At 62.6% G+C, this 14,922-nt stretch carries 16 protein-coding genes; all 16 read right to left on the minus strand.

Going from position 1 to position 14,922, the window contains the following annotated elements:
- A partial coding sequence (locus ENJ54_02625; protein HFC08741.1) for a hypothetical protein occupies nt 1-890 on the minus strand: 890 nt, incomplete at its 3' end.
- A gap of 278 nt (nt 891-1,168) precedes the next feature.
- Nucleotides 1,169-1,720, minus strand: coding sequence for a DUF1295 domain-containing protein (locus ENJ54_02630; protein HFC08742.1), 552 nt, complete (start codon nt 1,718-1,720; stop codon nt 1,169-1,171).
- On the minus strand, nt 1,720-2,607 hold the full coding sequence (locus ENJ54_02635) for a hypothetical protein (protein ID HFC08743.1): 888 nt from the start codon (nt 2,605-2,607) through the stop codon (nt 1,720-1,722). Before ENJ54_02635 ends, ENJ54_02630 begins: the two co-directional genes overlap by 1 nt.
- On the minus strand, nt 2,607-3,536 hold the full coding sequence (locus ENJ54_02640) for a hypothetical protein (GenBank protein ID HFC08744.1): 930 nt from the start codon (nt 3,534-3,536) through the stop codon (nt 2,607-2,609). Before ENJ54_02640 ends, ENJ54_02635 begins: the two co-directional genes overlap by 1 nt.
- Nucleotides 3,533-4,786 (minus strand): CpaF family protein, encoded by a 1,254-nt coding sequence (locus tag ENJ54_02645; protein ID HFC08745.1) that lies wholly within the window; start codon nt 4,784-4,786, stop codon nt 3,533-3,535. Before ENJ54_02645 ends, ENJ54_02640 begins: the two co-directional genes overlap by 4 nt.
- Nucleotides 4,787-4,789: 3 nt before the next feature.
- Nucleotides 4,790-6,085 carry a ParA family protein gene (locus ENJ54_02650; GenBank protein ID HFC08746.1) on the minus strand — a complete coding sequence of 432 codons (1,296 nt, stop codon included), beginning with the start codon at nt 6,083-6,085 and terminating at the stop codon, nt 4,790-4,792.
- 12 nt (nt 6,086-6,097) lie between these two features.
- The gene (gene cpaB / locus ENJ54_02655) at nt 6,098-6,961 is read right to left on the minus strand and encodes a Flp pilus assembly protein CpaB (GenBank protein HFC08747.1); all 864 of its coding nucleotides are present in this window, start codon (nt 6,959-6,961) and stop codon (nt 6,098-6,100) included.
- Nucleotides 6,962-6,965: 4 nt separating this feature from the next.
- Nucleotides 6,966-7,166, minus strand: a complete 201-nt coding sequence (locus ENJ54_02660) for a hypothetical protein (protein ID HFC08748.1) — start codon at nt 7,164-7,166, stop codon at nt 6,966-6,968.
- On the minus strand, nt 7,163-7,405 hold the full coding sequence (locus tag ENJ54_02665) for a hypothetical protein (protein ID HFC08749.1): 243 nt from the start codon (nt 7,403-7,405) through the stop codon (nt 7,163-7,165). The genes ENJ54_02660 and ENJ54_02665 overlap by 4 nt, the downstream gene beginning before the upstream one ends.
- Complete coding sequence (locus ENJ54_02670; protein HFC08750.1) at nt 7,402-10,566, minus strand: ATP-binding protein; 3,165 nt, start codon at nt 10,564-10,566, stop codon at nt 7,402-7,404. The genes ENJ54_02665 and ENJ54_02670 overlap by 4 nt, the downstream gene beginning before the upstream one ends.
- 49 nt (nt 10,567-10,615) lie before the next feature.
- Nucleotides 10,616-11,245: a hypothetical protein gene (locus tag ENJ54_02675; protein HFC08751.1), complete on the minus strand. Its 630-nt coding sequence runs from the start codon at nt 11,243-11,245 to the stop codon at nt 10,616-10,618.
- A gap of 12 nt (nt 11,246-11,257) precedes the next feature.
- A complete protein-coding gene (locus ENJ54_02680) occupies nt 11,258-11,464 on the minus strand; it encodes a hypothetical protein (GenBank protein ID HFC08752.1) in 207 nt (68 codons plus the stop codon).
- Between the two features lie 4 nt (nt 11,465-11,468).
- Nucleotides 11,469-12,002: a hypothetical protein gene (locus ENJ54_02685; GenBank protein ID HFC08753.1), complete on the minus strand. Its 534-nt coding sequence runs from the start codon at nt 12,000-12,002 to the stop codon at nt 11,469-11,471.
- A 6-nt stretch (nt 12,003-12,008) separates the two neighbouring features.
- Nucleotides 12,009-13,364 carry a hypothetical protein gene (locus ENJ54_02690; protein HFC08754.1) on the minus strand — a complete coding sequence of 452 codons (1,356 nt, stop codon included), beginning with the start codon at nt 13,362-13,364 and terminating at the stop codon, nt 12,009-12,011.
- Nucleotides 13,365-13,594: 230 nt separating this feature from the next.
- Nucleotides 13,595-14,188, minus strand: coding sequence for a hypothetical protein (locus tag ENJ54_02695; GenBank protein HFC08755.1), 594 nt, complete (start codon nt 14,186-14,188; stop codon nt 13,595-13,597).
- A gap of 17 nt (nt 14,189-14,205) precedes the next feature.
- A complete protein-coding gene (locus ENJ54_02700) occupies nt 14,206-14,829 on the minus strand; it encodes a hypothetical protein (GenBank protein ID HFC08756.1) in 624 nt (207 codons plus the stop codon).
- Nucleotides 14,830-14,922 lie beyond the last annotated feature (93 nt).

Raw genomic sequence — 14,922 nt, forward strand, 5'->3', positions numbered from 1 at the left:
ACATACCACCCTTCGCTGCCATCAGGCGACGGCGCAGAAGCGGTCAAGGCTGGGGCAGTCGTGTCCACCTCGACCGTTTTGCGCCAGGAAGTGCTGTTTCCGGCATTGTCCGTCGCTTCACACTCGACGACATGCTCTCCGTCGCTAGTCACATTCACCGGCGGCGTCTGCCATGCCCCCCCGTCTATTCGGCACTCTACCGAAGCCACCCCGCTTGTGGCGTCTTCTGCACTTGCGCCTATCTGCACCGGTGCGGTCACAAACCAGTCATCGTCGCCGTTTGGCTCAGGCATGGAGGGCGTGAGCGTCGGCGCGGTTGTATCTATCTTCACCGTCACCCGCTGTGAAGTCGTCGTATTTCCCGCCACGTCCTCGGCTTTGAAAACGACCGTATGGACACCGTCTGTTGACAAATTCACCGTCTCGCCGCTTTGCCACGTTCCGCCGTCCACCTGGTACTGCACCGAAGCCAGGCCGGAAGTCGCGTCACTCCCGCTGGCGCTCACCTGCGGGCTGGTGACGAACCACCCGTTCTGACCGTCCGGCGCGGGCACCGAAGGGGTGAGTACCGGCGCGGTGGTATCCACTTTCCAGGCCACCGATGCCTGCGTGCTGCTATCCCCGTAAGTGCTCTCCGCCCAAAATGCCACCGTGCCTGTGCCATCGCCGGGGGCATAGGTGCAGGTCGGGGAAGCAGTATTGGGCTGGCAAATGTAGCCCCATAGGTTGGTTTCGATAGCCGAAATGACATATCCGGAAACCGGCTCGTTGGCCGTAAACACCAGGTTCGCTCCGCCCCGGCACCAGCCGTTGTTGCCCGGTGTGCCGCATTGGAAACTGGCGTCCGCCGTGGCCGGAGGGTCGGTGGTTGTGACCGTGACGGGTTTCACCGTGTAATACCCAGACCCAATTGCGAGCGATTGACACACCCCTGAACTGCATCTCACGCCAGGGATGTTCCCTATGTTGTCGCCGCAAGTGTAAATATAGGTGCAGATGTAATAGGAGGTGTTGCTGCTTAGCACCACGTTATGGTAACGGGTCTCGGTGTGCGTGCGGTTAGGGCCAGTATAGTCAGCAAGTACGGTTCGAGCCACACCCACCGAGGCGGCAAAAAGCGTCCCTATTAGCGCCAAACCAAGGATGATCTTTCTCATGCGTTCATCTCTCAAAATACACCCGGCACGAAACGCCAGGGGGTTTCGTTGCGATAGGCTGCATACCCGGCAATCAGGCGTTCTTCCCACCATACCCGTACAGCCATGATAGCCAGCAGGCACGCGAGCAAGGCAAGGTTGCGCCAGGAAGGGAGCGTCGACACCACACCCAACCAGGTCAGGCTTTCCCCGGCATACATGGGATGCCTCACCCAGCGGTAGGGGCCGCGCTGCACCAGACCGCGGTCGGCAGGCGCGACGCCAAAGGCTTCACGCAGGCTGACCATTGCCCACAAAGTCAGCGCCATGCCCGCCGCGGCCACGCCCTCTGTCCACAGGGAACCCTTCGGCGCGGTGAAAAGCAACGGCAGGGCAACCGCTGCCCAGGCCAGCAGCCGCACCCTAACGGGCGCTTCCCTGTGGGGACGGCCATGCGCCAGAATGAGCGTGCCCGCAGCCGCCGCTTGCAAAGCGACCAACGCGCTCAAGACCGTTGGCGATTGCAAATTGACCGCCGCCAACGCTGCCGAGAACGCCGCGCCGAGGTAGTCCAACCAGCGCATCAGAACCCGCCTCCCATCGTCGCACCCAATGCCATCATCAGCGGCAGCAGTACCGCGGCCAGCATGGGCACAAAGAAAAAGACCGTCAGGGGGGCGATGAGTTTATTGCTCAACTGCTCTGCCTCCCGCTGGATTTTGGCGCGGTATTCACGGCTAAAACCCTGCGCCACGGCAAACATCTGGCGCGGGGCGTCCGTGCCTTTGGTGGCCGCCAAATCCACTTGTGCGCCGAAGGCGCTCAATTCGTCCAGCCCCCACTCGGCCAGCCTGACTTTCAGCAGGCCGGTGGTCGCCCCGCGGGAGAACAGCACCCGGTTGGTGCGGGAAGCCTCGTCGATGACTTCCTGGAAAATGCGCCCGACCAGAAACGGCAACTGCGCTACACGCCGCAGGGCGTTCTCCGGCGCGACGCCCGCGCTCATCTCGGCAGCCAGTAACGCCGCCACTTCTGGCAGCCCGCGACGCACCTCGGCCTTGACCTCCCGCGCCCGCTGGCGCAGCGTCACCAGCGGCAGCGCGCCGGCGTACACCAGCACCAACGCGGGCAAAAGCGGCACGGCCATCATCAAAGACAACACAACCGCAATGACCACATAGGCCACCGCCTTGCCCACGATGCCTGCCAGGCTTTCGTTCTGGTAATAACCGCCCAGGCGCGCCCAACGGTACTGCAGGCGGAGTGCGCCCAGTGACACGCCCCAACGGTCGAGGATGCTTTCGCCTAACCTGTCCAGCGCGCCGCCTTGCTGCCCGGCGGCGTAATCGCCCAGCCTGCGGGTGGACGCCCGCTCGATGCGCCACCCGCGCAGGGCGATGAATACCAGCACAGAAGACACCAACGCCGCGCCCAGCGCCAAAATGCTCCTTACCTCTCCTGCCGCAGCCATCAGACCGCCTCCTGAAGCATTTTCTTCACCACGATGAGCCCTGCCGTCATCCACACGACAAGCACAGCAAAGACGATTTGAATACCGAGAGAATGGGCATAGCCGCCCTGGGTCATGCTGACCATCATCAGCAGCGCCACGCCTGCCAGGATGTACAACGTGCCCTGGGCGCTTGCGCCCTTCGACCGCGCCATGACCCGCGCGTCCAGGACGTCGCCCAGGTTGTCGGCGGCCTGGGCGAAAGCGTCGGCAAAGCCCACGCCGCCCGTTTCGGCCAGCCGTTCCAGCAGCACCACGACCGTACCGAGCGCGGGCGAAAGGGCGATGGCCTCATCCAGCGCATCGGTCAACGCCTTGCGCCCGTGTTGTTGCAGGTTGCGGGCGAGGTTGTCCACCCACCTCCGCAACGGCTTTTTGGGCGAGAGGCTTTTCGACACCTCTTCCAGCGCCACGGTGATATTGGGCGTGGTCTTGACCACTGCGTTCATCCGCACCAGGAACATGGGGATTTCGTCTTCAATCTGGTTCTGCATGGTGCGCCACTGTTCGGCGACCCAGCCGTCGAAGAACAGCGCGCCGGCGGCCAGCCCCGACGCGCTCACCAGCCACGACAGGCCAAACATCCGCAGCGCGAGCACAAGCGCGGCAGCGGCTACGCCGCGCCCCAGCCACACGGCAAGACCTTCCCAGCCAGCCACGTTCAGGCCGACGCGGGAAAAAGCCACCCGCACGCGGTGGTCTTTGGAGCCAAAGGCCACGTCGACGGCCTGCACGCCTCCCGTGAACGCTTCGAGGCGCTTTTGGGCTGGCTTCATGGCCTTGCGGGCGAGCCAGTTCACGGCAAGGTAAACCAGCCAGGCCAGCGCCCCGCCCACCAGGAAGGGGCGCGCCTGATAGAGCAGGTTCATCACGGTTTGGTTGTCCATCATGCCACCGTCCTCGTCACGGAGATTGCTTCCAGCGCCGCGTCGCCGTTGGTATAGAGCCTGCGGAATTTCACATTACCGCCGGAGAGTTCCCGCTGGGCGACCTCCCACACGCCGATGATACGGCGACGGCGCTGCCCTTCTTCGTCGTCCGCCCACCCCACCTGTACCACCAGGTCGATGGCCTGGGCGAACATGGACTTGGCCGCCTCGAAACGCACGCCGCGGTCGGTGAACATGATGACGCCCATGCGGTGGACGGCCTCTTTCGGCCCTTCGGCGTGGAAGGTAGACAGGCCGGGGTGGTCGCTCATCTGGGCGCGAAACAGCGCCAGCGCCGCGTCGCCGGTGCGGATTTCGCCCACGATGAGCCACTTGGGGGACATCCGCATCGCGTCGTCCACCCCATCGGCGAGGGTATAGGCAGGAACGTCGGAGCCAGGGGGCGACGGGCGCGCCTGAATGGTGACGACGTGCGGATGGTCTAACCAAATCTCCTCCGGGTCTTCAATCTTGACCACCCGCTTGGTCTTCGGGATGCCGTTGGCGAGGGCGGCCAGCAACGTGGTCTTACCCGTGGCCGTACCGCCGATGACCAGCACCCGCAGTCCGCGCCCGACCGCCTCGACCAATCCCTGAATGACCGCCTCGGGAGCGACCCTCCAGGACACTAACAGCGAAGGCGGCACGGGGCGCGGTTCGTACAGGCGGATATTGACGCTGGGGTAGCCCTTCCCCGGCGCAATGACGGGGTGCAGCACCTTGATACGCGCCCCACCGGGCAGGGTTTCGGAACGCGGCAGGCCCGCGTCCACGCTGGGGTTGGCCTCGTTCACCGCCCGTCCCAGGGGAGCGAGCAGAGCGTCCACAGCCCGCCAGGTCTGTTCGAGGTCAAGGTTGTCTTGCACCAGTTCAAAGTCGGGCGCACCCTTGCGGAGCACCCACAACTGGCCGTAGGGCGTGATGGCGACCTCGGACACCTCGCCGGGCTTTAGCCACGGGTCGAGGAAGCCCAGCCCGCCGATGCGTGCGGCCACCTGTTGCGCCATTGCGTGAACCAGGTCAGGCGCAGCCGACCACCCGCGCTGCGTCAGCACGGTACGCACGGCGTTTTGGGCGCGCGCCAGCAGCGTGGTGCGGTCTCTCACCTCGTCGAGGGACAGGTTGCCGATGATGGCGGCGGCCTGTTCCACGACCTCCCCCTGCGCTTCCGGGGGGAAAGTCTGTACCACGGCATCCCACGCGTTCGTCATCGGTCACCCCTTTCGGATTTTGATGAAGCCCAGTTTGATGGCTTTGCCCTCGCGCCGGCCCGCTTGCCGTTCACCTCCAAAGAGCATGTCGGTCAGTTTGTGCAAGGGACGGGCAAAGGCGTCCGAGGCGTCCAGGGGTGAGCGCCCCTGGTCTTGCGCCAACGGCACCTCTGGCACATACGGCAGCACAGCGGCCACCGGCGGGAAGCCCGACAGCCCCAAATTCTTCGCCGCGCTGTCGGCGGCCTGATGCCATTCGTCGGGGGTCAGTTGCCCGCCTTCCCGCTGGTTGAGCACTACCACCACGTTGCCCGCGCCAATGCGGTGCTGCCCAGCGGCGCGCTGCACCACGGTGCGGTAGGCTTCCACCGACGCCCAAGCGTCGGCCAGGGTTGCCCGCGAGACCAGTATCAGCGTGTTGGATGCAGCGATGGCGAAGGGGGCAACGCCGCCCGTGGGGGCGTCCAGGACAATCGCGGCGTAGTTAGCGTATGCCGCGGTGGTCACCAGCGTTTGCACCGAAGCGGGGTCGTCTTTGGGCAAAGACGCTGCCCGCGCTTCGGCCAGCACGTCGGGGAAGCCTGCCAGGACGTCCAAATCCCCCACCTGCTGCAAGGCGGCTTGCAGCCCTTCCGCGGTGGGGTTTTGCATCCAGGCGGTGAAGTTCGGTTCGGGCTTCAGCCCCAAATGCAGGGGCACGACGTCGGGCGCGCCCAGGCCAATCAGCAGGGAGCGCAAGCCCTTGCGCGCCGCAGCCAGCGCCAGCGCCTCGGCAATCGTGGAACGCCCGGCCCCGCCGCAGCGGTTCCAGACGGTGACGATACGCAGCCCTGCCACCGCGGCGCCTCCGCCCGCGCGCCCGCCGCCCCACATCTGGGGCGCAGCGGGAGCCTGACGGCGCAGCGCCAGGGCGTCCGCATACATCCGCCCTGCCAGTTCCACCAGGTTGGCGTCGCCGCGGAACGCGGCTTTCACCGCCGGTTGCTGCTGGACTTGTTCCACCGTAGCCTGGTCAACCTGCGGGGGCAGGAAGACATACACCGCCGCGCTGACGCCCGCCAACGCCTGAATAAGACTGTCGGGGCCGGGGTAAAGCGCGGCTTCCAGCAAGACGACTTCGGGGTTGGACGCCAGTTTCACCTTGACGTCCTGGGGTTCGGTGGCGTAACTCACCACACGAAAACGGCTATCGGCGGCAAGCGCCGTGTACCAGACATGCGTGCGTTCCGGCGAGCCAGCCAGCAAGACCGTGACGGCATCCTGCTGGCCGCCGTTGCCGTTACCAATGTTCCAGCCCATAGAAAACCCTCCTTACGGCCGCGAGGTGGGCGCGGGGGTAGGCGTCGGCATCCCAGGCTTCCACCCTTCGGGTGTGGGCGTCGGGGTAGCCGTCGCGGGGAAGACCATCAGGTCAGGCAGCCACAGGCCAGGGGACGTGAACGGCTGGGCGTCGCCAGGCATCCGGTACAGGTACAGCGTGGCGTTGCCTGCACTGGAAAGCGCAGCCAGCAGTTCCAGCGCGTTGACGCGGCGGGTCACTTTGGGCGTGTTGGGGTCGGCGAAGTCATACAACACAGCCTGCAATTTCGTGGGAACGGCCACCCCAATCACGCCCTCGTGCGCCCGCTCACGATAGGCGGCCATCGGCAGCCCCGTTCCCGTGTCGGTGGGCATGGCCTCGACCTCTTGCGGGTCACGGGCGACGAAGTCAGGGTCAATGTAGGTCACGCGCAACCCTTCGATGACGGCTTTGCTGAACGTGCCCTGCAATTCGGCATCATTGCTTTGCACCACGGCGACCACCCCCACCTTGTCGCCAATACCCAACGTGCCGCCCAGGCCCGACGCGTCCACGACGTGCAGGGCGATTTCCCGCTCATCGGGAGCCAGTTTCACCGGTTGCCCCAGGTGCGCCTGGCGCACAATGTCGCCCGCAGTGCGGGCCACGGCCACCGTTTGCCCCACCACTTCATCGATGCTGGTGAAGGCGTCTTTGGGGACGTTGGCCTGGGGCATGGAAACCACTTTCAGGTCGTTGGCGGTCAGGACGTGGCCGGGCTGCAAATCACGGGCAGCCACCACCACGGAAGCCTGGGGCGCGGGGCGCAATGCTGCCAGAGCGCCCAGGAACACCAACACGGCTACAACGATTGCAACAAGGTTCTTGCCTTTCATGGGGTCAGTCCTCCTGAGGAGTAAAGATTTCTTCCAGACCTTCGACGATAGCGGCCACGTCTTCCAACGTGCCGGTTTGCCACGAAACAACCTCACGGGTTTTCCGGTCGATTTCCAAAATCAGCGCCACGGAGACCGGGCGGCGCAGCCATTGCCGCGCGGCGCGCAGCCATTCGTCAGGGCGTGTCGTTGTCTTCTCGCTCATCGGTTGCTCTCCTGCGTAGGCGCGGGGGTGGGCGTTGGGGTCGTGAACGGCTGCGGCGACGGCAGCGCCCCCCACCAGCCAGTCGTGGGGGAAGGCGAAGGCGTCCATGTCGCCAGACGCCCGCCGCTTCCGCCTGCACCCCCACCGCCGCTTTTCGCGGGCAGCACAGCGGCCAGCGTCAGAATGATCACAGCCAGGACAAGTACAAGTGCAATGGTGCTGATTTGCTTGCTCGTCACGCGTTACCTCCGAAAGTACGGTTCATCGCTGCGGCGATTTCGGCATCCGAGGGTTCGGGGACGTCCAGTATCAGGGGTTGGAAGACAATGGGAGCCTGGTCGAGCCTGTCCATGCTGTACGGGAAACGCCCCATCACCTGCCCGATGCGCTGGTACGAAAGGAAATTGCGCCAGGTCTCATCGCGGAAGCCCTTGCTGGAACGGGCAAAGGCTTCCAGCGCCAGTTCCTTGTCTTTCGGGTTCTTGATGAAACCCACCACCCAGTTGTTGCACGACGAGATGATGGCGTCGCCCAACAGGTGCGGCGCCTGGGTGCAGAACGCCATGCGCACGCCATGCTTGCGGCTGTCCACCGCGAAATCCGAAAAGATGCGAATGTGCGTGGCTTCCTCGTCGGGAGGCCCCGCAATCCCGCCCAGGATTTTGTTGGCCTCCTCGAAGACCAGAAAGAGCATGTTCTTGGCCTTGCCCTGGGTTGCCCGGTACCAGGCCATGTCCATGTAAAGATGCCAGCCCAGCCAGGCCAGAATAAAGGCTTTGAGTTCCTCGGAAGCAAACATGCCGCCCTCGACCACGGCAATCCCCCACGGCGCGGCCAGGTCGCCCACGTCCAGCGTGTCGCTGCCCGCGCCGAACATCTCGGCGGCGTTGCCCTCGACCAGGTGGCGCAAGCGTTCCAGGATACCCTCGTAGATATTGACCAGGAAATCCGACCGGCGCTGATACGCCACTTCCTGAAGTTCCCGTTCCAGGTAGGCGTAGAGTTCGCTCAAATCGCTGCGGCGGCTGCGATGCCAGGCGATGAGGTTGCGTGTGAGTTGCGGCACGTCGCCCAATGGTGTGCCTGGGGGAAAGCCCACCAGGTCGGCCTCGTCGGGCTGCACCTTGCCCCACTTCGGGTCTTGCCGCACCTCGCGGTCGTTGACCAGCACCCCCGTTTGCAGGTACACCGCACGCAGCGCCTTGCGTAACACCTTTTTCTGGCGGCGCTCGCCAAGTTTCTGTACGCCAGTGAAGATGTCCGTGAAGGCGTCTAACTGGATGGACGGCGGGATGCCCTTGCCGATTTGCAAGGGGTTCCAGCGCAACGGGTTGGCGGCTTCCGGCCACAACTGGTACACAGTGACATGCCCCGCCATACCAGGCGCGTTGAGCAGTTTGCGCCAGCCTGCACCGAAGTCCAGCACCACGGAACGGACTTTCCAGTGCTTCGTGACCTCGTACACCATCCGCTCGGCGGCTACGGATTTACCCCAGCCGGTATCCCCCACGAAGAGGGTGTGGAAGAAGCGGGACTTGCTCAGTTTGACGGGCGCGGTGGTCAGGTCGCCCGTTTCGGGCGAAAACTGGTGACCCAGCACCACCTCCCCGTCCATGTCGGGGTAGAACGACAAACCGGTGGGCAGCGGGGGTACGGCGGCCACCAGCGTACCCTCCTCGAAAATCCCCGGCGTGGTGAACGCGGCCACGCGTTCGGGAGGCAGCATGGTGGCGTATTTCGTCCACAGGCTGCCCGCGAAGGGGTCTTGTTTGCTTTCTTCAGGCGCGATCCACGGCATCAGCGCTACGGCGTGATTGCGCAGCGCCTCGGCGTCCTGCGGGTCAGGCGCAACGGTCAGCACGGGCGTGGGAATTTTCGGCCCGTGATACGCCTGGGGCGTCAGGGCTTGCGCTGCCCGTGCGCCGCGCTCGGAAGCCGTGAGGATGAGGGCAGTCGTCATGAAGCCCCCCTCATGGCTGGCCTGATTGACGATACCCTCCAACTGGCGCAGCACCTCCGTGGTGCGGATGGCAACATCGTCTTCAGCCTGCCATGAACGGCTGATATTGACGCCAGGCATTAGCCCTGTGCTCATACTGAAGCCTGCCATTTGCCCTGCCGTCAGGTTACGGACATCCGACCACGTGCGCGCTTCCTGATGCGTTTGCCCCCACCCCTCCTGCACGCTGTCGGTAGCGCCGCGTGTGTTCGCGCTGCCCTCGGTATGGCTGCGCGAGGCGGTGTTGGTGATGGTGACGGCGGTTTGCTGCGACGTGCCGTGTCCTTGTGTCATCGCCGTACCGTCGCTAACCGCGTGGCTGACGTTCCAACCGTCCGTTGCCGATCTCTCGGCATGGAAACCGCCCTTGGCCCCAGCCACAATGGCGCTCACGTCCAACTGGACATTGGCGCCGCCCCCCACGGTTTCGGAATGGGTCTGGCCTGCCATGTTGGTTTCGGTGTGCGTCTTGGTAACAGACTGCTGCCAATTCTCCCCCGTGCCGCGCGTGACGCTCACCGAGCGGCTTCCTCCCACCGTGTCGCTCACGCTGTCGGTGTGGGAAACCTGGTCTGCGTGTCCCCTGCCCCACGAATGCTGCGCGCCGTCCGTGACGCCGCGCCCGTCCGTGTGCCCTGCGCCTTTTCCGGCGCTGACGCCCTGACTTACTGCGGCCATGATAGGCAGCGACATACTGAAACCCATACCCAGGTTGCCCCGCTGCCGCGAGGCAACGATGGAGGCCAGGCGGGCAACCTGCATCAAGTCACGGGTCAGGCGTTCCCGTGAAATGCGGTGCGAGGCCACCTGGAAGACGAAATCCTCCCTGACCTTCGTCAGGCCGCGGAACAGGATTTCGTTCTGCTCGGTAGCCATGTCGTCGCCTGTGGGGTTGGGCAGTTCGCCATCGCGGGAGATACCCCTGCGGGTCTTGCGCGGGTCAGGGTAGCCCAGGATAGCCAGCAAGCGGGTATCCTGATTGGTTACGAAGTCCACATACCAGGCCACCCATTCCCGCTTTGGCGGTCTGGTTTGAGACTGGGGGTAGTTCGCGAGGATAGCCTGCACCGAAGCGAGGCGGGCTTCCGCCTCTGCCCCTGCGCTCTGGGCGTCCTGCCCTTCCCCTGCTGCGCCGTACATTTGCACGACGCCGATGTGCCGCGGGTGAAAGATGCCCAGGGCAAGGTAGAGAAAATCCACTTTGGCGTCATAGAGGCCGCGCACGGCTGCGGCCTGCTTGTCCAGCAAGTCGTAGTCCTCTCGCGCAGTAATGGGCAGCGCCGTGAGTTCCGCCAGCGCCACGGCGCGGAAGAAGCGCCGCCCGTTGTAGTCCAGTTCGAACCACAGATACCTGACCTGCCCGTCTTTCGTCACGATGCCGTTGTCCAGGATGTCCAGCATAGCGTTGCTCCTTTGGGCCTTTAAGGCCAACTACCCCTATACTCAGGCCTTAAGGCACAGGGTTCCCGTTTTCGGTCTTCGCGAGGGCCTCCACGGCTTGTCGCAGGTCGGTGGGAGCAAGGGGAACATAGACACGTACGTCCTCGACGCTTCGCCCCAACAGCGCCGCGATGCTCTCCACTGGCGCCCCTGTATCAGCCAGGTTCTTGGCGAAAGTGTGCCGCAGCATAGTAGGGGTAACAAGGCGCGGCAGCCCTGCCAAACGCCCATAACGAGCGACGAATTGCTCCACTCCCCGAAGGGAAAGAGGGGCATGGTGCGGGCGTTCCACTGTTACAAACACAAAATCTGTCGGGTTGTCTGGCCTGACCTGAAGCCATGCCGCCAGCGCCTTGCGGGACGCAGCATTCAAGGGTATCGTGCGCGCTTTGCGCCCTTTGCCTGCCCGCACACTCCATTCTTCGGCTTTCAAATCGCCCAAACGCAGGTTGAGCAATTCGCTCACGCGTAAGCCCGTGTGAAGCAAGAAAATCACGATGGCCGCGTTCCTGCGCCGCGTTATTTGCCGTTTGGTAAAAACGGGGTACAGCAAGCGCAAATCCTTTTCAACGACTTGCAGCAAAGCGTCTTGTTCTTGTCGGTTGAGCCAGCGGGGAAGGTGTTGCCTGGATTGGTTCATGGCACTTTCCTCTCAGGGCATTTTTTCCTTGCCCCATGCAAGGGCAATCAGTCCCAACCAGAGCCAACAGCGGGCAAAAGCAGGCAACAAAAAACTTCCGCCCAAAAAGCCCACGGCCAAAAGCACCGCCCACAAGATACCTTTCGCCGGTCTCCCGTGGAGGGCCGAAGCGCCACCACCCAAGGCGGCCAAAGCAAAAGTCAAGGCGATTTGCTCCATGCTGCTACTCCTGCTTGCCTCGTGTGCGCACGGTGGTCACCAGGTCTTCGGGTCTCCCGCCGGGCATGGGCGGGTGTACCCACAACGCCTGGGCAATCATGGCGAGGAAGCCCAGCGGGTACGCGTAGACGGCAATGCGGATGATAGCGTCCAGGTAAGACGCTCCCACCTCAGCGGGGAAACCGCCGAAGGCATTGTAGAGGGCGAAGCCTAACAACATCATCCCGTACAGTCCCAACCCGCCGATGGTGCGCCATGCAAGGGTGTAAGGGTTGTACTTCTCCACCCGCACGGCCACTGCCCCCAGCGCGGCCATTGCCACGACCATCAACGCGAGCAGGGCGTCGGACACCAGCGCGCCGGCGGAAGCCAGCGCCGCGGCAGCCCAGGCATGGCGGCGCTGTTCTGCGGGCGCGGTCGTGCCCATATACGCGGCGGCCCCCGCTGCGGCAAGGGCTGGCAAATGTGCGACGATGACGTAGAGCGTCACCAGCGCACCGTTGAGCACCCACACGAAAGGCAACAAAATCGTCTGCATCATCCCTCACCGGTGCAGCGTGGAAGTGAACACGGCCACCTGGAACGTCCCCACTTGCATGTGGAAAGGCCGCCCGGAGGACACGGCCGTACCGCTGGTATAGCCGTCCAGGATGAGGTTGTATGTGCCAGGGTCGGCCACCTGGACCCGTTTGACGAGAAAACGCCAGTAGTAGGTGTACCCGCTCACACCCTTCTGGGCCTGGGGCGGGTTGAACCACCACCAATCGGGGTGATGAAGATAAGCGCCGGGATAACGGATGCCCAGCGAGCCGCGAGTAATCCATTCACGGGATTCCTGAGAAAGCGTCGCCGTGGCCTTGACCCAGTTGGCGCTTTCCGGCAGCGTCACCGTGTGGCGCACACAGTCCGTCCAGGTATAAACCTGGTAGTATGGGTTGTTCACCGTGTTGGCGTCGTGGGACAGGTTGTAAGGGCACCCTTGTCCCGTGCCGCCGGGCACGTACCGGCAGGCGCTGCGGTGTACTGCCTCAAACCAGGTGTAAATCGTGGGCTCGATGGTGAGCGTAAACTCCAAATCAGCCCCGCGCTTCTTGGGGTCTTGTCCCACCACCAGCGGATAATTCGGCGCGACCACATGGCCGGTACCCGAAATGCGCCCCCGGTGGACTTTCGCCGGCGCGCACTCCGAAGGCGGCGGGGGCGGCGGCGTTGCAACCGCCGCCAGCGCCTCCGGCGGGCAGCCCCCAGGCGCAAACTGGCAACTGTCAGGGGTGTAAACCAGGAAAGCCGTATAAAGCGCTTTGTCGTTTTTAGAGTTTTTCAAAAGTGTTGAGAGAATATTCTTGATGTCCCCCAACAAGCCCCACGACCACGTTTCCTTGCCCGATATTACGGCATCAGCAAACTCGTCAGGACTGGTGTACTTGTCCTTGACATCATCCCAAAGTCCCAGCGCTTGTGCCATTTGAGCAAACGCCTGTTTGGGGTTAGACGTCACCATCCCCGCGGTTCGAATCTGCGAACCCACCCCGTTCATCACGTAGGCACTGGCCTCATCGAAGCCTGATTTGTCAGCATTGGCCGCCATGAAAAACAAGGTCGTGGCGGTGGGCATCACCACAGTGTCACCACTGGACGTAACGTAGACGTGGTATTCGGCTTTGATCTTCCCAACCAGGGGAATTTTGGGCATCCAATCCACATCTTGCTTCACCACGCCCATGTCCTGAAGGTCGGTTCGTAGTTTCCCATCAGGTTGAAAGACCTCACTCCACACACCACTGGCCGCGCCCGTATCGCCATTTTGGGGCGCATCCCCGTCGGCAAACGCCAGTCGAGCAGGAAGCAACACGTTTGCCAGAAGCAGCAAGGCTGTTAGCCAATTACCAAGCCTCCGCATCGAAACACCTCCTGAACAGCCAAAAATTAAACAAAAAAGGCGCTTCCCATTTGGGAAGCGCCAAATTGACGCGGTTCTCCCACGGGACACGCCTTTCAGAAATGATTTTAGAGCATGACTGGGGAATTTGTCAAGTGTTTTTTCTGTTTTTTCTCCCCCTTCCCTGCTGGCGGCGTGAAACGCCGCCGCAAAAGTACGGGCGGGCGGTTTAGCCGCCCGCCCCTTCCGCCTCACGGCTGTGCTGTAGGTGCAGGTGTAGCCTCGTAGTATTTCGCTTCCTGGTCGAACAGAATACGCACGAACTGCCATTGTCCATCATCGCCGCGGACGACATGAGCATAGACCACCGTGGGATTACCGTACTCAGCGGCTTCTGGCCAAGGGTTGCTCAATCGCACCCATACCCGATAGACGCGTCCAACGTTGCCCTTATTGTTCGTTTGCTCGTCCACTAACTCGGCTTTGGTCACCGTGGCCGTGTTCTTCAAGTTAGGGTGCAGCGCAAACAGCGCGCCGATTTCCGGCCCGAACATCTGGCGGTACAGCAGGCAGTCGTCCGCGCTCACGATGGTGCACATTTTTTCCACCCAAGCCTTTTCGCCTTTTTGGGCGTCCAGGGTGTAGTATGCCTCCGCCCCCTGGACGGCGGCTTGCATTGCAAGGTCAGGGGCGGGCGTAGGCGTCACCGCACGATCGCTGGGCAGCAAACCGCTTATCTGCGGCCACGCCCATTTGCCTGCGAAGTACAGGGCAACCAGTAGGGCAACGACTACAACCACCTTGACGGCTTTTTTCAAAGCAGTAGTGGTGATTTCGAGTTCCATCGAGAAATCCTCCGACGTTACTTTCCTGCCTGGGAGGCTGCTTCCTGCTGCGCCTTCCAGGCCTGATATTCGAGTTTGTACTGCTCCAATTGTTCAGGAGTGGGGATATACCCAAAAATGCACGGATCATTTGGATTATTGCCGTAAGGAGAAAACCCAGATATAGGCCAACCTTCCCAAGTTTTATCTACGGTTTGGAAAAAAATCGTGGGATTGTGAAAAAGTACGGGAAGATTCGCTAAGGCAGCACGAGGGTAAAGGACAAAAACATCTATCCCCCCATCCACTCCCACGCAAGTTTGCCAATCCGTAGGGTTTCTGTTAGGATGCGCGCGGTTCCAGGCAACGGCCTGCCGGTCGGTGACCATCTTCTCCCATTCCAGCAATTGCCAGTAGGTCAACCCCTTGAATTTCGGGTTGTCCAGGGGGTGGCTCATGTGCCAGAGGCCGTGCCCCATCACCACCGCGGCGAACAGGACTGCGACCAGCCCAGCATATAGCACCACCCGCATGAGAGAAAACCACAACCACACCAGCGCCTTGAACGGGGCGGCGATCACTGCTTTCACCGCTTTGAGTAAACCCTTGCCCGTGACCATCTTGCTCGTCTCCTGACAACCTTGCGAAATCTTCTCACTCAATGAGCAATGAGATTGCCAATACCGCACCCACAAAAAAATACGCGTAAAGCAAAATGTGGGGCCACTCCTGCAAACACTCACGGAAAGGCAAAC

It is taken from the genome of Chloroflexota bacterium (genome assembly GCA_011322445.1).
Classification (GTDB): Bacteria; Chloroflexota; Anaerolineae; order Anaerolineales; family DRMV01; genus DRMV01.